The following is a 21,086-nucleotide window of genomic DNA, read 5'->3' on the forward strand; positions in this document are numbered from 1 at the left end:
AGGGAACCTCCTAATTCGACTTAGCCAACAAATACAGAAAATACGGTGTGCTAAGAACAGTGATTATTATTCCGGTAGGAATATCCGTCCCAAAACTGATAGTTCGGGTTATTGTGTCTGCCAGCAGTACAATAATTGCTCCTGCAAGACAGGAGGCCGGCAGCAAAAGCTTATGATCAGGCCCTACCAGCCTTTTTGCCATATGGGGTGATATCATACCCACAAAGAAAAAATTACCGCCAAGGGATACGCTTCCTGCGGACAAAGCAACTGCTGCGATGGAGAGCCCCAGAAATTCCGGCTTTACCGCAACACCAAGCCCCGTTGCTGTCTGATTGCCAAGATTTAACGCATTCAGTATCCTTGATTTATAAAATACATAACCACAGATAAGCAGTGTCCATGGAATAAGAATAGCAAGGTAATTCCAGCTGTCTCCCCACAGACTTCCTGCAAACCAGCGCTGCATAAAGTCCATCTGATATTCGTCAAGTTTCAGTGTCAAAAGTGTGGTTACCGCACCATACCCACTGCCCAGGGCAACACCGGTCAGAATCAGTCCGGTAGGTGAAATATCCTTCCCGCGACGGTAGGATAACAGGAAAATCAGCCCTGCTGCAGTCATTCCTCCCAGAAATGCCAGTAATGGCAGAGCAATGGCGGAGGAGCTGCCTTTAGCTGCAAAAACTACAACATACAACAGTACAAACAATCCTGAACCAGAACTAATACCAAGGGTACCGGGACTTGCCATGTCATTACGTAAAAGGCTCTGCATGATGCAGCCAGAGGCCCCCATTCCAATTCCCACCAGTACAGCAAGGATAATACGGGGCAAACGAAATTCAAACACAATCAGGTTTTGTTTCTCCGTCCCCTTCCCTATAACCACTCTCAATACCTCCATAGGTGAGAGATTCATTTTTCCTGTATTAATGCTGATAACCGCTATAACAATTACCACAAAGAGCATTAAAACAAGCACTGTTATACCACGTCTTACAGTAAAACGCTGTTTCTTCATCATTCAAACTCCCTCCTTTGCTTCCTTGCCAGATAGAGGAAGTATGGCACACCCACTACCGCAAATATTACACTGATGGGTGTTTCAAAGGGCTTGTTGATTAGCCGTCCTATCAAATCCGCCGCTACAGTAAGCAATGCTCCATAAAGTCCAGAGGCAGGAATGATATATCGATAATCCACTCCCACCAGATACCGGACAATATGTGGGGTAATAAGGCCAATGAAACCCACCGGTCCGATAACTATGACCGATAACCCGGTAAGCAGCAATACAATCAGAGTGGAAACACCCTTCACCATTCCGGTTTTTAGTCCCAACCCTGTCGCCACTTCTTCTCCCAAGCTCATTAAGGTTATAGACGGAGACAGTGCTACCGCAGCCAGAACTCCTGCTACAAAGAAAGGAGCAACCACAGCGAGCTCACTCCACTTAACTCCTGCTGTTCCACCAGCCGTCCAATATGCCAGTGCCTGACCCAGATTATACCGAATAGCTATATATTGACTGAAAGCACCAAACAGCATTGAAATTGATATACCGGACAGAACCAGTCTCTGTGGTGTCATTCCACGTTTTCCTAAGGATGCAATAAAATAAGTCATGCCCGTTGTGATAGCCGCTCCCAAACAGGCAAACAGCATCATCTGACCGTAAGTCCGGCTGGGCAGATATGCCATACACAAAGCTATGGCAAAGGTTGCTCCTGAACTGATACCCATAAGACCTGAATCTGCCAGGGGATTACGTGTGGTCCCCTGCATGATTGCCCCACAGATGGCAAGGCTGCAGCCTACAATAATGTCTGCCACTGTGCGGGGGAAGCGCAGGGTTTGTATAATCTGATGTTCTGTCAATGAAGGATTGAAGTTAAAAACCGCTTCCCATGCTGTCATAAGTCTCATGTCAGCAGCGCCAAAAGAAATAGACGCTGCCGATACAAGCACTAGCAAACAGCTCCCCACCACCAGATAGAAAGTAAAGCGCGTTGTACTGCTTCGCTGTTGTTTAGAGAGTTTGCTTCCCATTAATTATTTTCCTTTCATTAATTCTGTGTTAATCCGATAAGTCCATCTAATATGTAGTCAAGCTGAGCTGTCAAACATAAAATATCGGAATAATAAAACATTCCGCTCATTTTTCCCGGTACAGTAACCACCTTACCCTCCTGTACAGCAGGAATGGTTTCCCAAATCTGTGTGGTTTCGTATTCTGAAGGTACATCCTCCACAGAATCATAAGGGCGGAACCAGATCATATAATCTCCAAAATACTCCGCAGCCACCTCATAACTTAAACCGCCACGTCCTTCTCCGGTTTCTTTAATGAGCTTTTCCAGTTTATCAGGCTTTTTTAATCCCAGGTAGTCATAGATAAGGTTTCCTCCACGAGAACCCGTTTCATAATAAACTCCATAGGAACCGGAACCCCAATCCTCGTTAATACTGAAAGTTTTATCCTTATATGCATCATTTTGCAATTTTTCTTTGGCCTCTGCCAGCTTTGTTTCAAAATTCTGAACCACTGCTTCTGCCTGTGCAGTATGCCCAGTGGCCTCTCCAATTATCTTAACTCTCTCAAGTATAGTAATATCACCTTCCGGTATTACCAGCACCGGAGCAATTTTATTAAATTTACTGAAATCATCTTCACTATAGGTAATGATGAGATCAGGGTCGACCTTCATAACATCCTCTGGTTCCCAATTCTCAATCTTGGCCGTGGAGGTAAGTTTATCATAAAAAGGCATCGCCTCCTGTTCCCAGCCAAAATAACCTGCTACATTAAGTTCCAAAGCAAATACATCTCCAAGATACCAATTTACAACCACTCTTTGAGGATCTGCCGGTACCTCAATATCTCCCATCACAGTATTGACAATACGAGTTCCGGCAGGTTCCTGTAAAGTATCTTCCGGTACATCCGTAATCTGAGGGGTATCGCCGGAAGATTTGTCCCCTGAATTATTCTTATTACTACAGCCGGCAGCTGTAAAAAGCAGAATAGTACATAAAACAGCCATAGCTATGTTCTTGCTAAATATTTTCATTTTTTCCTCCATTCCTGCGCATACTGACTGCGCTTACAAGGCTTCCCCAGGACAGCCTTTTTCTCCATACTATATAATCAAAGCGGATATTCACAATTCGCTTACGCTGCTTGTTCATAACCTCATTGCCACTACGTGGCCTTTCAGCAGGAGCTTGACACCTGCTGAAACAGGCAAGTCCGCTTCCCTGATGAAGTTAAATTAAATCCCGTGTGCGCGCTGCGGTATTTAGTTAGCCTTGACTAACTGCAAAGAAATCTTAGCATAAGGTCTTTTCACTGTCAATAGGAGTATGCTAAGGCTTTGGAACCTAATATATGATGCAATCAGTGCAAAAGCACTGATTTATCAGGCAATAGCAATGATATTTTGTACTAATGCAGACTCGAGATTGGATTATCCTTATCACATATTGGATTATAATAATTTCTATAGATTAAATGGGAAATATGTTATAATAAAAACATAATGAGCAAAGCGGAAACACATTACTTGCATGAGAGCTTATTTGCAGCTTTTAAGTGGAATATCAAGATTGTGAATATATTTTCTTAATGGTGAAGCGAATACATCGTGAGAATTGCGACCGTATTTGTGAATTCCAATTGCAATATAAAGGTTAGGGACAAGTTTATTGTCCCTGATATAATAATAGAGATTTGAGCAGAGATAAGGAGGTAATCTATATGGCATATACACAAGAATATGAATTGGGATGGGGAGCATGGGCTGAAAGCTTTGGATTTCATGTTCAGCACTACAATCATTATTCTCATTATACACTTCCCCCTGACTGGAAGAATGGCTGGATCAGCGAAGTACATCCTGCACCAGGTCTATTTGCCGCCAGTGCTTGGTTTAAACCTGAAAAGACACTGAATTACACTATGCACATTAACCGCCCCTGCTTATGGATTTTCTGTATTGACTGTGGTGATATTACTATTGTTCAAAAAGGAAAGTCAGCTTATAAGCTGACTCCCTTTAACCGTATACTTATTAATCCAGGCACCCCGCTGCGTATTACAATTCCCGCCGATTCCCATGCCTGTTTTACAAGTGTGCTGATATTTGATCATTTTATTGAAACTTTTCTAACTGCTAATAATATTTCCTATCCTATTCGGATAGAGGATGCTAAACTATGGAAACCGCAGCATGTAGACCATCCTAATATCATGCTGATTCTGGAGCAGATTCGTTGGGGAATACGGGGCAACAGAATGCCTGCACCTGCCTATCTGTGTAAAGCCATTGAACTTCTTTGCATGGTCGCACATAATGCGGAACGGGAAAAACATCTTCGCAGCCGCCGCCAGTATGTCACCTGGAACGATGAAATGAAGCTTTACCGTGTCAGTGAACGAATTAAAATGGATCCCCTAAATCCTCCCGCCATAGAGGAAATGTGTCGATTAGCAGAAATGAGTGAAAGCAAATTAAGAATCTCCTTCAAGAGTCTATACGGTCTAACACTCTTTAATTACATGCGGGAAGCTGTAATGAAACGTGCCATGCAAATGCTTGCTGATGATGAGCTAAACATTAAAAATATTGCCGCACTGTGCGGTTATGAAAATCCGGCTAAGTTCACCGCTGTATTCAAGCATATTCATGGAATTACTCCCAGTGAATTCCGTAAGTCATTCGATCTATGAGAGCAGTTCCTTTTAAATGTTTAATACTTTATAGACTTTAGTCTTATCACTTACAGATAAGGAAAGTCCTGCCTTAATTAGTTAATATTTTGCCTCCCGGGAGGCTTTTAAACGCTATAACGATTAGAGACCGAATCGTCTGTAGAACAAAATGTCTGGTTTCTTCGTCGATTTCCCAAATGGCATCCAGTGCTGCATGGGATTTTTCCCACCAATCTTCTGTTAAATCGGAAAAACTTTTTGCTCCGGTTGCCTTGATTACGCTGTACAGGGTATCGACAAATAATTCACGTCCTTCATCATCCAGAGAATTCAGCCATATTTGAATTGTTCTGTTTGTATATGCAGCAACATTATTTATATCTTCCCGATACTGGAAATCACCATCTTTTATCATCCATGAAAATGGGTCATGCTGCATGATGCCTATCCTGCTGCTTCTCACTACCTCATATTTCTCATGATGCTCCAACAGCATGCCAATCAGTGCAGATTGAGGTAAGGATTGGTGGATACGCTCCTTTATATTCCGGTACTCAGCACTATCAAATATTTCTTCCCGAAACCCCGGTCCGTCATGGCTAAAAACATCGATAATCCTGTCCCTAATATCTGCTTCACACTTCATAGCTGCATAAACAGCAAGATTGCCGCCTTTGGAATGGCCCCCAACTTTTAAACTACCAGATATCCGCCTTCCTATGCTATTAAGGTAGAGAACACTTTCCTCTTGAGAAGGAACAATACTGGAAAAAGCCATGTTGAAATCCTCCTTCCAGCCTATAAGGGTAGCATCCGTTCCACGGAATGCTATATAAGCTGTGCCATCACTTAAATAAAAAGTTACGGCTGAAAACTGCTTTTCCTTGGCATAGTCCAATTTATTGACATAGTAATTTATTTTCATATTGCAAAATCTTGGGCTGTTAATAAGGGCCAGGAGTAATTTTCGATTCCTGGGACTATCCCTTGTGTTCCGATACAAGGCCTCCCAATTTTCCATTTCCTTTATATTCCCCAGTAAAACAGCTTCTTCGCTGGAAGCTAAATCAAAAACAAAACCATCGAAATTAAGGTAGGCAAGCTGAGATAACACCAAACTGTCAATAATATGAAAAGGTTTGTTTGAAAAAGATGCTTGTTCCTCTTCAGCATAATCTATAATATTTTTCACACTATTTCCTCCTTAGGATTAAATGATATTTCTCTATTTTATATGCTGCTTCACAACTCCTGTTTTTTAAGTATTTCCCTTATTTTGACCATTAATCTGCTGTTTGGTGCATACCGGACAAGGTATTTATCCCAATTAAGGCATATCCATCTCCGTGATTTTCGCAATTTCTATCCGATTCCGGCCTTTCCCTTTTGCTTTATACAAAGCATCGTCACTTAATTTATACAGTGTGTCTATAGAAGTGCTTTCATCTGGAATAACTGTGACGATTCCTATGCTTATGGTGTATTTTATACTAAGATTCATATCAATGCTGACGGAAGTATTCTCAGTAACCCTTCTTAATCTCTCTGCAACTTCCAAAGCTGTTTTTTCATTTGCTCCCGGAAGCAATACAGTAAACTCTTCACCTCCAAATCTGCCAAACAGGTCATAATCTCGTAATTGCATCTTTATAATCAAGGCAAAATCCTTAAGTATCATATCTCCCACAAAATGGCCATAGTCATCATTTATCTTTTTAAAATTATCCAAATCAATAAGGAAGAATGAGATAGGTTCTTTTCTTCTTGAGAATAAAGAAATATTTTCTTTTGCACGCATTAAAAAAGCTCTGCGGTTGAATATTTCAGTCAGTTCATCATGTGTTGCCACCTTAATTAATTCAGAATCTGACTTTTCCTTTGACATAAGGATAAACCCAATGTTTCCCATTAACATAATCAGATACAAACAAATAAAAAATAAAACATTGTATATGTTGTTGGACATCAAATACATTGATTTCCCTAATCTTATTCCTAAACATGCTCTTAATATAAGTAACACGATTTCAACCATATAAACAAGAGCAACTGTCTTCTGTAAAACAGAAGAATCCTTATCCGTTATTAGTACGTAGATGGGAAAGTACCAAAATACAGCCATACCGATAGACATGATTGAAACCCGCACCCCATCAACATTATGCAGCAATAAAGCCAGGTGGAATATAACAATAAAAAAGGCAGCCGCAGAAAAATAAACCCTTTTTATAAATTTGTTACAGCGATCTTTTATATTCAGAAAAGCAATAATTTGCAGTGCTTGAGCAATAATTAGAAATGAATTACCAACGGATATGGAAACGGAGGTATCAATAGTACCTCGTAACCAAAGCAGAGTCCACCCAAGGGTCTCAAAGAGCCTTGCAAAGAAAAAGCTATATAGATAAGTATCCTTTTTGTGTCGGATCATATAGGCAATACCTAAAATTCCGGAAAAAAGATGTCCTAAAACAATTGTGAATATAAGGGTTTCTATGTTAAGATTTAAACTCATTGATTGCTCCCTGCCTTCATTTTAAATTCCATGCTGAATTTATAAAAATGTTCCGAAACATATGTAATAATGCCCTAATTATACTACAGTTTAGCAGCAGCCGCAATGTAATGGTACATGCTTACACATACGGAAGGATAAATCAAAGTCATTCGTCGGGGGTTATCCATATTGATACAATAAGGCAGCTGTCAGGCATCCTTATAATTGCCTGGCAGCTGCCCCTGTTGTCTAAAAGACAAACAACGAAATTCTAATGTCTAGTCCAAATAAGTTGCAGGTTTGCTCCTATAATCATCACTCCAACCGTTTACCGAAAAATTAAAATGTGTCTGCATTACAACAGTTCTCGGATATGCGTCACCATAGTCAACATAAATCAAATTATTTCCATCCATTTTTACAAATTGAGCAAAAGAATGACTGACATGATTATAGGGAAATGATGCACCAACATATAGTTGTTTCATTGTGGCTGTATCAATAATGAAGGAAATATTCGACTGATGATTTCAGAGGCCTGCACCGGTATTACCGGTGTCAGATAGGAATCCTATTCCTCTGTTCTTTATATATTAAATTCTAAATACTTTCTTACTCATTCCCTATATTATAATTAACCCACTCCTCCATCCACCATTTCCTATCCTTTGCGTAATCCTGTCCGTCCCGTTCATCATATTGAACACTGGTAAAGCAGCCCCACCAGAAGATCCCTGAACCATATACCTTTGCACCTTCGGATACCGCCTGCCTTAAACCTATTACAGCATTTTTTATATTCTCTATTCCCGGAAGATGATATACTATTATTCCACTATCCGGATCCGGCCATCCTGGGGATGATTCGTAGCCTTTTGTATCATATACCGGCATAGTAGGACTAAGCTGACAGTCTTTATTATTGCTTGCTTCAATGGCTTTGCTATATCGTAAAACATTATATCTCCAGAACTCTATAAATTCTTCATCTGTATCCACCTCTCCTGCACCCGGACCATTAGAATCATATAGCATAGGATTTATCATATCTACAATATTCGCTATTTCAATAATCGCTTCCTGTGGTATATACATTTCCAAGGCCGTTGTAGCTATGGATAAATGCTTATCCTCTCCAATTGCCCTGCGGATTTTTTGAAGTAAGTCGATCAGATCTTTATTGTATTCCTTTCTAAAAGGTTCCATATCAACCTGTATTCCGTCGAACTTGAATTCAGTAATCAATCTGGCACACTCATCCGCTATACTCTGTCTGACTTCTTCTGACTTTATAACATGATCCCATAGTGAACCATTAATAGTAGCTATAATCTTCTGATTTGGTTTGAACTTTTTTGAGCCTTCAATCCATTGGTGCGTCAATGCAATATCAGCTTCTGTTTGCGGCATCTTTCCATTCGCATCAAAAAATCCCACATCACAAAACTGGTATTCTATAGCGAAGTCTTCCAACTGCTGCACAAAATCCCTTATTGATTTATCAGTAAATGCTCTTTTTTCATTCATTTCAGCTATGTGCATATAAACAAAATTATGTTTATTAATAGGTTCTACATCAGCAATTCCACTCATAGGAGGATATTCAGTTAAATCAGCCCATGTACTATCGTAATTTTTTAACCACTGATCCCCTGCTTCATTAAAAGGTGTTATTCTAACCCAATCAATCAACATCTTATCAGTATCAAAATTAGGAACTCCTGCCCAATTGTCAGGGAACCAAACTCCCAGCCAAAATCTTCCGGCTGCATAAGGAATATTGTCCCTGCTTGTATATACCTTCACATCATCAATATAAAAATCTACCCTTAAGTCCGCCGGATCGGTATGCCAGTCAAAACGGTAAGTATGCCATTCTCCATCCGTTATTCCATGTTCTGTTCCGAAGAGGGCCGGTGTATCCACTACAGAAGTTTTATTGTAATCTTCAACTACCCAGGTTGTAGTCATAACTTTATTAACTGCTTTGTCACCCTTTTGTTCTCCAGGCATTTCAATATCTATTTCATGATTTTTCTCACCGTCATTGAAATAGGTCCAGAATGCCGAACACGCTCCAAGTTGGGGAAGCACCTTAGCTCTGACTTCATATCTGCCTGAGCCATAGAAGTCCTTAGTAGTAATTACACCGCCTGTTCTCTTTCCATTACTTCTTTGTGATAGAGTGCCGGAGGGTTCCCTGGTAATTCCCCTAATCTCTCCCTCATATAAGTCGCCACGTCCGGTAATTTCTACAATTCCATTATTAACAGTGACATTTTCAGGTATAACACCACCGTTTACATCTGCCCCACCCCATTGAGCTTTTCCGATCAGCCATTTTGCAGGGTCTAATCCATTGGTAAAATCATCATAAAACACACCGTAGTCCGCCGGTTTTACAGCCGTAATAACACCTGGACCTGATATCTCACCACCGCCTCTTTTAAGTTCAATATCGTCGAGGTATGCAGCACCCTCTCCGGGATTTTTATAAATAAAAACTTGCACCATTACTGTTCCTTCCGGTATTGTAAATTTTAGTGACTTCTGTTCATACTCTGTAGTCGTAAATTCAATACCAAATTTTTTAAAAGGTTTTGGATTCGTACCATCAAAGCAGTCCACACCAAGTATGGCGGCTTCTCCTGCTACATCCACCTTTCCAAACCCAATTATTTCAAAAGTCTTGCCTGAGTCTATTTCTTCAATAATCTGGCCCATCCCCCCATCATCAAGAAGTTTAATTGCTTTGGACCCTTTAGCCACTGTATCTGTTACTACAAATGTATTTCCCCAGTCCTCCCAATGATCCTTGTCTTGTTCAAAACTACCGTTTTTTAGAAATATTTCTTCAGGTGCAGCCACACCGTTTTGTACAAGGCTTATATTATCAAAATATGCATAAGTTTCTTTCCCCTTAGCAGAAGGATTCTTGTAAACATACACTTGCACTGCTGTTGTTCCCGATACAGTCTTAAAGGTTCGAGTCTTTTCTATGTACTTTGTAGTGGTAAATTCAACTCCGAATTTACCTCCGGGAAGCTTCTTTCCTTCGCTATTAAGACAATCCACACCTAGATAACCAATCTCTCCATTTTTGCTTACTTTCCCCCAACCAGATAGAGTAAACTCGACACCTTCAAGTATGTTATTTATAATTTGTCCCCTACCCCCTTCGCCTTTACCGATTCTAATTGAATTAGAACCGTCTATTCCGGTTGATACATTCACTTTTGTTTGCCCTATACCATCACTATCCCCATCAAGATCTCTATCCCAACCGGTGATGAAGGCAGAAGCACCCCCATCCTTATTATCGAAGGGTCCTTCAAAATCTCCGTTTACTACAAGGTTAGATGCTTTGGCTATGACAGGTGTTAATCCAGAAGTTACTAACATAATGGCTGCTAATATTATTGCTAGTATAGCTTTGTAAGTCTTTTCTTTCATACTTTTCATTCTCCGCTCTCCTTATCTAATATTTTTAGGATTTGTTAAATGCATGACCCCATTGATATTATTACTTTTCTCTTTCAATAAAATAATTTTCTCTACATTTTTTCATCCTTTTCTTGAATTACTTTTATCATAATCCATTCGAAAGTTTTAAATATGACTAAGTATAGATGGGGTAACCATGTAATGCCAATAAGAAACACGGGTTGGACTTCCCTCGTCTTCTCCTGCAAAGGTAAGTAATTCTTCCTCTAATTCGTCAATCCTTTCAATATCATGATTCAGATATTGTTCAATCCTCAATTTAGCAGTAGAAACACGTTGTATCAATCCGCCAATACGCAAGTCTATATTATCAAGACCAAACACTTTATTCTCCCTTAACCATTGCACATGAAAAACTGCCAGAAATTCCTTAATATCTTCTATTAGCTTAGGAAGTAATTTTGATGCATAAACTTCTAATGTTTCTCTATCTCCTTTTTTATAAGCTTCCCTTAGTTCAATTCCTGCCACACACTTTAGTTCTAATATTTTTGCCATTTGATATTGGGTTTCAAAAATATAGTTAAAGCTTTCATTTCTTTTTCTCATACCATTGAAACTCTCCATACAGTAATGAAAATGCTTTCTATAAGCATCTCCATCAATATGCTTATCAAAAAGCCCAAGTAAGATGTCCTGATAAAAAATATATTTAGGGGGATTTAGAACTACTCTGCCAGAGCCTTCATTATCCGGTGTCAGCATTAAAAGATCCAGATTCATAAAATCCTCATATTCCATACCCACACAAGTTTTAAATCTTTCCTTCATATGAAGATTATCGCTTTTATCCCTATAACAATGTTCCGCCCACATAGCCAAAGCAGGTAAGATAGAGAAGAAAGAACACTCAGACCCATTATCTCCCCATAAAGTAATCAGCACTTCTTTAATTCCCTTTTCCTTACAGCTTTCATGGGCACATCGTCCAACTTTTTCACTAAAATGACTATTGGGAGAATATCCACTCCATCTCCATGCGCCTCCAGCAAATATAATATTAGGACTAAATTCCAGATGTTTCTCTATCATAGCATCATAGGTTTTCTTATCTTCCGAATAATAATCCCAATACACAAAAGATAGATTATCAGGAATTTTCTTAACCATATCCTGTTCAAAAACACTGTCCGCCGCATAATATTCGCCTTTGTTCAACAGTCTGAATATCATGTCGCTCCACATCATCGGTTCCAGACCATATTTTTTAGTAATTTCCACTACCTTATTCATATGCTTTATCATAAGATCCATACGGTCTACATATCCATGATTGTCTAAATATTTTCCCAGGCCAACCATATCCGCTTCATCCATACCAATATTAATTCGTTTTGACACAAAGCATTCTGACATGGTCTTAATTATTTCTTCAATATATTCATAAGTCTTTTCACTATCAATGAGAAAAATATCTCCAACATCCCTTAATTCCTCCATGGCCCCCCACTTTAAAACCTGATCCATATGTGCCAGGGTTTGGATTGCCGGAATTACCTCTATTCCAAAGATAGAAGCATAATGATCCATTTCTTTTAACTCTTTCCCTGAATATCTTCCTCTAAGATAACCTGTATAAGGATATTTAGCCAGTTCAAAGGTATCCTCCATGTAAAGCTGAATTGTGGAATATCCCATTAATGCAAGATGTTTTACCAAACTGCCAAAAGCTTCCCTTTTGGGAACCGCATTTCGTGAGCAGTCAATCATGACACCAAGATTTTCATAAATAGGTACTTCTAGCAGTCCAGGATCTTTGTTGTTTTTTAAGCTCTCCACTAAAAGTCCCACTGCCCGGATGAACTGATGCTCTCTTCCATATTCTAAAATAAAACCTGCCTGTTCTTCTTTTATTCTTATATCCTTATTACCTTTTAAGACAGTAACCAAAATCCCTTTCGTATCTAGTTCAATCCCAAGAAGTTCTTTTATTTCCTCAATTGCATCCATTTGCTTTTTGCTTATACCTTTAAAATGAATTTTCATCTAAACACTCCTGCCTCTCCTAAATTTTCTAAAAGATACTTTATTCATCCATTTTTCTAATTTCTTCTACCATTAGACTGCAACATAACCGAAATATACTAAAGGGGTAACAACCTGTATTATAAGAAATTAATCTATAATAATAATCTTAATATCACCCTCCAGATTCTCTTTATCAACCCACAATTTCTCTATATTCATAACATTATCAAATATAGTCACTCCAGACTTACCATTTACTAAAAAGTTACGTTTTCCCACGCCTCTATTCTCATAGGTAATATGTAAAGGCTTTCCCTGATATAGCATATCCACCTCATAATTTTTAAAAGGAATCCAATTGGCAGGCTGAATAAAAAATCCCTGATACTCAGGCTGAAAACCAAATACGAATCTAAGAATTATCTTAAATACAACATTAGAACTTCCTGTCTGCCAGTCCTGCATAGATTCTCCATCGATATTTAGTTTTACATTATCTCCGTATGAATTAGGCATAACATAAGGAGAACAAGATACCTTCTCATGGGTAAATGGAAGTATTTTCATCAGCTGCTCCCATGCTTCTTTTGCCTCTCCCATCATAAACAATGCCATAATTCCAAATGCACTTGCATGGATGTATGCTGCTCCATTCTCAGCCGTTCCCGGTGGTAATTTGTAAATACGTCCAAACCCAAGAGCTTTTTCTTGGGTTTCCCTAAGTGCTCTTCCTTGGGACTCCTCCGGTGTTCCCGGTAAGAAATAAGGCTCAAAGGTTTTAAGACCAAATCGCGAATCTAAGGCGGCAAAAGCATTTAGTATAGTTTCTTTCATCGTTCTATTCTTCTCATACATGCCACTGATAACCCAAAAAGCATTGGAGGTTAAACCATGTCTGGAAGCATTATCCGGATCGCAAAAGCTACCGACATAATAGGATTTTTTATCCCCCCATCCGTGAACAATACGAAGCTCGCCTTCCTTATTTTTTATAACTGCGTGCTCTTTAAGACCTTTTTCTATAGTTTCCATTACCTTTTCATATTCTTCTATAAGGGTTTTCTCATAAGACAGCAAATTTAAAAGTTCAATCATATCTTGTAGATTTTGATAAAATTGCAAAGTCACCATTACAGAAACACCGTTTCCGAATTCTTCCTGGCCGTCCATACTTACCCCTAATCCATCCAGAGCATCATTCCAATCCCCAAAGAGGGCTTTTATACATCCCGTTATCTTATCCTGGTTATGTATCAAATATCCCATAATACGCAGCATATGAGACAGAACACTATCATGAATCTCACTTTTCTTAACAATCCTTCTCTTATCATCCACGATTTCATAATATCCACAGTTTTCTTCTAATATGCTAAAATCACCTGTGAACTTTATGTAATTAATAATCGTATTAATCACCCAAACACCCTGATCGATAAATTGTCTTAAATCCATTACCGGCATTGCATGTTCATTAATGGGTAAAGAATACTGTCTGGGACACCGGCCGCTGGGATCAATAAAACTTAAAGCTTCTAATATCTTATTCTTAGCCTGTTCCGGCTTAAAGAAAAGCATTCCTTCTAATGCTTGAAATACATCTCGAATTCCAACTAAGGAACCTTCCGATAACTGTACATAGCCTTTTATCAAAGAGCAGAACTCTACCTGTTTCTTTAAATAGTCGAAAAAATATGTAAAAACTGATTCATTATAATCTTCCCTAATCCCTTTTCCAAAGGAAACATCTAAAAGGTTCTTATCAGCTTCTTCTTTCTCCTTATTTCCATTTACCATGGCATCTATATATTCTGGTTGTAATTTTCTGATTAAACCTTTATAATCCTCAGCATTATGGGAATGAACAAGGTAACTAAGCTCTAAGTCCACACGAATTGACGAAAGAGGAGCTGCCTTAAAATGTAACATCTCACCTGCTATAGCTATATCATTAAAGGCCGTAATATGCTTTTCATTCTGAAAATTACCTTGCTTTAAGGGCTTAGAAGAATGTAAACTGCTATAGGAGCCTCCCACATATTCATATCTTGATGTGGTGGCTTCTTCTTTTAGAAGACGATTCCCTCCTTCTAAGGTAATAGCTTGATTAACCACTCCATAATTGGTAACAGATAAGGTTCTGGATAAATCTTCATTGATACTAAATACAAATCTACCTAATAAATCCTTATCTTCTTTTATGTATTCTCCTTTTCGAAACCATCTATTTTCTGATGTTTCATAGACACTATTACATAGAAAAGGATTTAAATAGGCAGATAGATATAATTCCTTATCCTCTTTACTAAGATTCTCAGTTAATAGAGAAAAATACATATGATTTGTTTCATCTACAAATACTCGAAGGGCAAATCGCATATTATCTGCCTCTGTTATATAGTAGGCGCAGGTCTTATTAAACACCGTATATCTATCAATACCATGAAATTTGCTTTCATCCAGCATAGGAACTGCCAAAAGAGAAAGCACATCATAATCATCTTTTTCTTTTATCCCTGCAAAAAAACCAATTCCCGGCTCCTGCCCTTCCTTGGCTCTTAAAAAAGGAGAAAAAAGTCCTTCATTGGCATGCATATAGCCAGAAGCATAAGCCCAAAAATTAAACCCATTCTCTCCATAGGGAAATCGATTATCTCCATCCATACGTGGAATACACAAAATACTTCCATCATTTAGAAAGTATGTATTTCCCGGAAGTTCATTTTTTACATGCTCTTTTTTTGTATGCTCATTTTTTATATGCTCTTTTTTTGTATGCTCCCTTATGTGTTCTTTTCCGTGTGTAATAATCTGTCTATATTCCTTTGAATAACTTTCAATTTGATTCCAATAGTCCGTCACAGCTTCCGTCCTTTCTTCTTATACTTATCTCAATTAAACCTCAAAATCCTTGTAATGCTTTTGAATTTACATATTTTTTAATTAGGTTTTGAGATTAGTATTTCCCTTATCCATTGTTGGGAAATGATTAAGATTATTCGTTTTCCCATATATCCATCTTATTTAGGGCTACTCTAAATTTAAAAACTGCTCCATTTCATTTGCTATTTTAGAAACCTCCAGGCTGCTTTCCATCTCTGCATAAATTCGCAACACAGGCTCTGTTCCTGAAAAACGTGCAATAATCCAGCCATCGTTTTCAAAATAGATTTTCATTCCATCCTCATAACTTATCTTCTTAATTGGCTGTTTATAGTTAGGAAGCTTCTTTTCCACAAATAAAAGATGATACAATTCTTCTTTTTTCATCTGGGAAAAGGCATAATTTCTTTCTTCCATATACATTTTTCCATACTTATTATGGATTTCCTCCAATAACTCAGATAGCTTTTTATTTGTAACACAGATTAACTCTACTATTAAACTGGCAGAATAAATACCGTCTTTTCCACGAATACGCCCATTAATGGTAAGGCCTCCACTACTTTCGCCTCCTATAATGGCTCCATGTTCCTCCATTCCCTGGCTAATATGTTTAAAACCAACCGGAACTTCATAGCATTCTTCCCCATAATCTTTGGCAATTCGATCTAACAGATGTGTAGTAGCGATATTTCGCACCACACCACCTTTTATACCTTTATATTCTAAAAGATAATAATACAAAAGAACTAAAATATCATTGGGATGTATAAAATTACCCTTCTCATCAATGATACCCAGTCTGTCTGCATCTCCATCCGTTGCGATTCCTAAATCATATTTTCTGTCTACTACCATATCTCTTAGCTTATTTAAAGTTTCGGCAGAAGGGGAAGGAAGTCTTCCTCCAAATAAAGGATCGTGTCTGTCATTTATAACATCTATGGAACATCTTGCAGAAATTAAAACAGTTTGAAGGCAGGTTTTTGCCACACCGTACATAGGATCCAGTAAAACTTTTAAACGTTTTTCCTTGATCTTGCCTACATCAATATCTTGCAGAATATTATCAATATAATCATTAAAGGGATCTATTTCTTTGATTTTTCCAAGGTTGATTCCTTCTTCAAATTCCATCTCTTTAATATCCTTTAAAGTCAATCCATTCACTATGTTCTCAATTTCCTTTGTTGTCTCTAAGGAAGCATCCCTGCCCCCTCCTGCAAACAGCTTAATTCCATTGTAGTCATAAGAATTATGACTTGCTGTTACAGCAATTCCGTATTTTAGTTTCAAATCATCCACTGTATACATAATCAATGGAGTAGGTGCGATATCCCGAATGAGATAGACCGTAATTTCATTGGCCGCCATAACTTCACAAAACCACATGGCGGCTCTCTTTGATAAAAACCTTCTGTCATATCCCACTATAAATCCTGCTTCGTCTTTCTCTTCTTCATCTTTATTCTTTATATATAATGCAATCCCCTGAGCCAATAAAGTAACATTATCCTTGGTGAATTCCTCACCAATAATGGCTCTCCAACCACCTGTTCCAAATTTTATCATTCCGTTTCCCTTCCTTTTGTCCTATACGAATTCCTACCCCCATCCCCATCATCAATTAGGGGATGTTGCAAAATAAACAAATATGCAATATCCCCCTATATTTGCAGCAGCTAAAATTTAACTGCTATTTCATTGTATTATTGTGCAATAGACTGGTATCTTTCATAAGCCTGGTTCTTTAAAGTAGTCATTTCATCAATTCCTAATTCTTTTACTCTTTGTACAAAACTATCGAACTCGTCAATTGGTCTGGTTCCAATAAAGAACTTTATTAATTCTTCTTCCACATATGTATTAATCGCACTCATTTTAACAGAATAGATTTCTTCCTCTGCTTCTGTTAATGTTAAGCCAGGGTTAAATGGGTAGAAATAATCATTTTCAACATAATCAAATAACTGTTTTCTTACATCATCATTGATGCAGGAAGCTGCTTCATATTCTGGCATTTGTCTCATACCTATTATAGCTTGAAGACCATTTAATCTACTATAAAGTATGGTTCCACCTTCACTATTCAGGATGGATTCCATGTATTTTGGTTCTCCGTCAACCATTTCATAGCTTTCACCTTCAATACCAAAATTAAATAATAAGGAACCTTCCTCACTGTATACATAATCAAACATTTTAATAATATCAACTACATTTTTTGCTGAACTTGAAATTCCCCAACCATAGTTTACTGTTACTGCCTGTTGACTAAAGGTTCTTGGTTCCTGCCCTGCAGTTAATACTGGTGGCTGAATTACTTGCCAATTCGTATCAGAGTCATTGGCTAATACTTCATTGTTATAGTTTTGAGCTGCAACATAACCGGTCCAATAGCAAGTTGCTCCTGCTTTATTATTTAAAATATGATAATTGTTTGTATCTTCCCGGGTAATAAATTCATTATCAATTAACCCTTCTTGATACCATTTTGTCATAGTTGCTAAGTATTCTTTTGTTTCAGGTAAAATTGGAGCAAATACAACCTCTCCATCCTTTGCCATCCAGTAATCGTTATTAGGGTTTAATTCAATTCCCCAAGCATCCGCAAAGCTCATATAATAGTTTTCCCAAGCACGGTCTAAGATTAGTGGTGTAACATCACCAGCTCCATTGCCATTCAAATCATTTGTTTTAAATGCTTTTAGTACATTATACCAATCATCAATAGTAACTGGAGCCTCTAAACCTAAATCATCTAGCCAGTCCTGACGAATATTATAGCCCATTGCAGTGCGAACTGCAGATAGCATAGGAATAACATAAATCTTTCCATCACTTGCAGCCACTTGAGCCATAGCTTCTTTATTGTCTAATAAATATTTTTTTAGATTCGGAGCATGTTCCTCAATTAAATCATTTAGAGGAATAAAAGCACCTGACATACCAAAGGTATTAATATCTCTTACAGAACCTGACATAACATCCGGATACTTACCACCAGATATAATGACACTAAATTTTTCCTTTGATTCACTATGAACAACAGATTCAATATTTAACTTGAGGTTCAGTCTTTCTGCCAAAGTTTTAAAAGTTAAAGTGTTCTCATTCATAAGTGCTTCTGGTAACCGGCTGGGCACAAACATGGATATTTCTACCGGTTCCGTACTATTCCCTCCATCTTGACCGGTCTGTACGGAATCATTTTTCTTTCCTCCATTACCGGTACCTCCCTTGCCGCATCCTGCAAGCATACTAATACATAATACCAATACCAAAAACATACTGATCCATCTTTTTTTAGATTGTAACATTTTCATAATCCTCCTCTAAGATTCTATTTTAATACTTTTATGATTCAATGAAGATGTGTACCTATTATTCTTTTACACTGCCGACCAACGCTCCATTTACAAAATATTTCTGTAAGAAAGGATAGATTAATATAATTGGCACTGTTGTAATTACAATAGCCGCAAATTTAATGGTAGTAGGTATACTTGCTTCTCCTCTGGTCAGAGCTTTTGCAATATCCTGACCTAATTGGCTGGATATAATGATTCTCTGCAATAATACCTGAACAGGAAATTTTTTATTACTGCTAAGGAGCAACATCTCCCAAAAGTAAGAATTCCAACGACCTACTGCATAATAAAGAGCTACCGCTGCCATAATCGGTTTTGAAAGAGGAATGATGATTCTCATAAGAATCTGAGCATCATTTGCCCCTTCAAGCTTTGCTGATTCTTCCAATGAAGCTGGCAAGCTTTGAAAATGAGTTCTAAAAATGATAACATAAAAAGCGCTGATTGCAGGGTATAGAAGAATTCCAAGCCGGGAATCCAATAAGTTAAGTCCTCTCATAACTAAATAGAAAGGAATCATACCTCCCCCGAACCACATGGTAAAAACAACAAACAAACTCATGGCTTTTCTTGGTGCCCATCTCTCTTTTGACAGAGGATAAGCTGCTAAAATAGTCAAAGTCAAACTTAGCAAAGTACCAAAAAGGGTGTAAAATATTGTGTTTAAATAAGATAACCAAATCCCTTTGTATTCCATTACCACCCGATAGGCTTTTGTAGTAAACTCCTTCGGAAACAGTACTACCTCGTTTTTCATTACACTGGTAGCTGAACTAAAGGATGCCGATATTAAATAAATGAAGGGATATAAGGTTACAACACAAACAAATATAATTATTATGTAACAAATACTTACAAATACAATTTCACTAAATCCCATTTTTTGTTTCATGAAAAATCCCCCATTCTGCTGCTCCTGCGAACTTGGGCGTCAGCACAAATTTGCTCTCCTGATATCTTCTTACCATAAAGTTGTACCATCTAACTTTCTGGTAATTTTATTTGCCAGATACACTAATACAAATCCTACGGTATTCTGAAAAATGGACATTGCCTGTGCATAGCTATAACGTCTGTTTGCAAGTCCTTCCCGATATACATAAGTATTAAACACATCTGCTGTTTCATAAATAGCAGGATTATATAAAAGGATAATACGTTCATGACCCACATTAAGAATGGAACCTAAATTAATCAGTAACATAATTACAATGGTAGGAGCTAACCCTGGCAAAGTTATATAAAGCATTTTTTGAAACTTTCCTGCACCATCTACAGTGGCTGCTTCGTATTGCTCTGTAGAGATTCCTGCAAGTGCAGCCATATATATAATCGCTCCGAATCCTGTTCCCTGCCATATTCCTGTAGTAATAAATATAGTTCTAAAATATTTCGGAATCTGTAAAAAATTAATGCTTTCATGTCCTAACTTATTTAATACCATATTAATTAAACCTGAATTTGAAACAAATTGAATTACCATGGACATTACCACTACTGAGGAAATAAAGTAAGGCAAATAGCTGATTGTCTGGGTTATCTTCTTAAACTTCTTCCTTCTGATTTCATTAAATGCAATTGCAAGTATAATAGGTAATGGAAATCCAAATATCAATCCAAATATATTAAGTAAAAGTGTGTTACTAAATAATCTTGGAAAATATGGATCTGTAAACAGGATTTTAAAATTGGTTAATCCAACCCATGCACTTTTAAAGATTCCCTTTACGATATCGTATTTTTGAAAGGCGATTACCATCCCGCCCATTGGCAAATAAGCAAATAACAAGTACCATATAAATACCGGCAAGAACATAAGATATAACCATTTATTCGTAATTATTTCTAAACTTTTTTTCTTCTTAACTCTATTCTTTGTTTTTTTCTTTTCTAACATTTTGCCTCCTCTGTCCGTATTTCCTGTAACGTTACGGTTATAGCATAAAGGCATCCCTATTAGATTACAATCACAAATATTCCATATTAGAGTATAAATTCTTCTACTTGGCATTTACACTGGGAAAAGCCAATAGTATTATTTCCGCATTCTATTACCATTTCTTCTTTTCTGATATTTTCACTTAAATAATTGGGAAATAAAAATTTGTTGCAGTAGGACGCTTTGCATGGAGGGGTGTAGAGAACTCAG

Annotated in this window: 15 protein-coding genes; 1 reads left to right on the plus strand and 14 read right to left on the minus strand. The window is 37.7% G+C overall.

From position 1 onward, the window contains the following. Positions 1-10: 10 nt before the first annotated feature. The 4 genes from RT261_RS15670 to RT261_RS15685 are packed head-to-tail and all read right to left on the minus strand — an operon-like array spanning position 11 to position 3,192. Complete coding sequence (locus RT261_RS15670) at positions 11-1,027, minus strand: FecCD family ABC transporter permease (RefSeq protein ID WP_313133866.1); 1,017 nt, start codon at positions 1,025-1,027, stop codon at positions 11-13. Beyond that, a complete protein-coding gene (locus tag RT261_RS15675) occupies positions 1,024-2,052 on the minus strand; it encodes a FecCD family ABC transporter permease (RefSeq protein ID WP_313133868.1) in 1,029 nt (342 codons plus the stop codon). Before RT261_RS15675 ends, RT261_RS15670 begins: the two co-directional genes overlap by 4 nt. A 17-nt stretch (positions 2,053-2,069) precedes the next feature. Beyond that, positions 2,070-3,074, minus strand: coding sequence for an ABC transporter substrate-binding protein (locus RT261_RS15680; RefSeq protein ID WP_313133870.1), 1,005 nt, complete (start codon positions 3,072-3,074; stop codon positions 2,070-2,072). Beyond that, positions 3,061-3,192, minus strand: a complete 132-nt coding sequence (locus tag RT261_RS15685; RefSeq protein ID WP_313133871.1) for a hypothetical protein — start codon at positions 3,190-3,192, stop codon at positions 3,061-3,063. The genes RT261_RS15680 and RT261_RS15685 overlap by 14 nt, the downstream gene beginning before the upstream one ends. Before the next feature lie 568 nt (positions 3,193-3,760). On the opposite strand from RT261_RS15685, the gene RT261_RS15690 reads away from it, so the two are divergent. Further along, positions 3,761-4,732, plus strand: coding sequence for a helix-turn-helix transcriptional regulator (locus RT261_RS15690; RefSeq protein ID WP_313133873.1), 972 nt, complete (start codon positions 3,761-3,763; stop codon positions 4,730-4,732). A 73-nt stretch (positions 4,733-4,805) separates the two neighbouring features. On the opposite strand, the gene RT261_RS15695 is transcribed toward RT261_RS15690, so the two are convergent. The 10 genes from RT261_RS15695 to RT261_RS15740 all read right to left on the minus strand — a co-directional run bounded on the left by RT261_RS15695 (position 4,806) and on the right by RT261_RS15740 (position 20,834). Next, positions 4,806-5,906, minus strand: coding sequence for a DUF2974 domain-containing protein (locus tag RT261_RS15695; RefSeq protein ID WP_313133874.1), 1,101 nt, complete (start codon positions 5,904-5,906; stop codon positions 4,806-4,808). Positions 5,907-6,041: 135 nt separating this feature from the next. Continuing rightward, entirely contained in the window at positions 6,042-7,229 is a 1,188-nt protein-coding gene (locus tag RT261_RS15700; RefSeq protein ID WP_313133876.1) for a GGDEF domain-containing protein, read from the minus strand. A 260-nt stretch (positions 7,230-7,489) separates the two neighbouring features. Then, positions 7,490-7,699 carry a hypothetical protein gene (locus RT261_RS15705; protein ID WP_313133877.1) on the minus strand — a complete coding sequence of 70 codons (210 nt, stop codon included), beginning with the start codon at positions 7,697-7,699 and terminating at the stop codon, positions 7,490-7,492. Positions 7,700-7,823: 124 nt separating this feature from the next. Continuing rightward, a complete protein-coding gene (locus RT261_RS15710; RefSeq protein ID WP_313133878.1) occupies positions 7,824-10,673 on the minus strand; it encodes a family 16 glycosylhydrolase in 2,850 nt (949 codons plus the stop codon). A 147-nt stretch (positions 10,674-10,820) separates the two neighbouring features. Further along, positions 10,821-12,701 carry a family 20 glycosylhydrolase gene (locus RT261_RS15715; protein WP_313133879.1) on the minus strand — a complete coding sequence of 627 codons (1,881 nt, stop codon included), beginning with the start codon at positions 12,699-12,701 and terminating at the stop codon, positions 10,821-10,823. A 129-nt stretch (positions 12,702-12,830) separates the two neighbouring features. Beyond that, entirely contained in the window at positions 12,831-15,545 is a 2,715-nt protein-coding gene (locus RT261_RS15720) for a GH36-type glycosyl hydrolase domain-containing protein (protein ID WP_313133881.1), read from the minus strand. A gap of 168 nt (positions 15,546-15,713) precedes the next feature. Continuing rightward, positions 15,714-17,138 carry a phosphoglucomutase/phosphomannomutase family protein gene (locus RT261_RS15725; protein ID WP_313133883.1) on the minus strand — a complete coding sequence of 475 codons (1,425 nt, stop codon included), beginning with the start codon at positions 17,136-17,138 and terminating at the stop codon, positions 15,714-15,716. A gap of 137 nt (positions 17,139-17,275) precedes the next feature. Continuing rightward, positions 17,276-18,886, minus strand: a complete 1,611-nt coding sequence (locus RT261_RS15730) for an extracellular solute-binding protein (RefSeq protein WP_313133884.1) — start codon at positions 18,884-18,886, stop codon at positions 17,276-17,278. Between the two features lie 64 nt (positions 18,887-18,950). Then, positions 18,951-19,829 (minus strand): carbohydrate ABC transporter permease, encoded by an 879-nt coding sequence (locus RT261_RS15735; protein WP_313133886.1) that lies wholly within the window; start codon positions 19,827-19,829, stop codon positions 18,951-18,953. 69 nt (positions 19,830-19,898) lie between these two features. Then, on the minus strand, positions 19,899-20,834 hold the full coding sequence (locus RT261_RS15740; protein WP_313133887.1) for an ABC transporter permease: 936 nt from the start codon (positions 20,832-20,834) through the stop codon (positions 19,899-19,901). Between the last annotated feature and the right edge of the window lie 252 nt (positions 20,835-21,086).

It is taken from the genome of Anaerocolumna sp. (genome assembly GCF_032079385.1).
Taxonomy (GTDB): Bacteria; Bacillota; Clostridia; order Lachnospirales; family Lachnospiraceae; genus Anaerocolumna.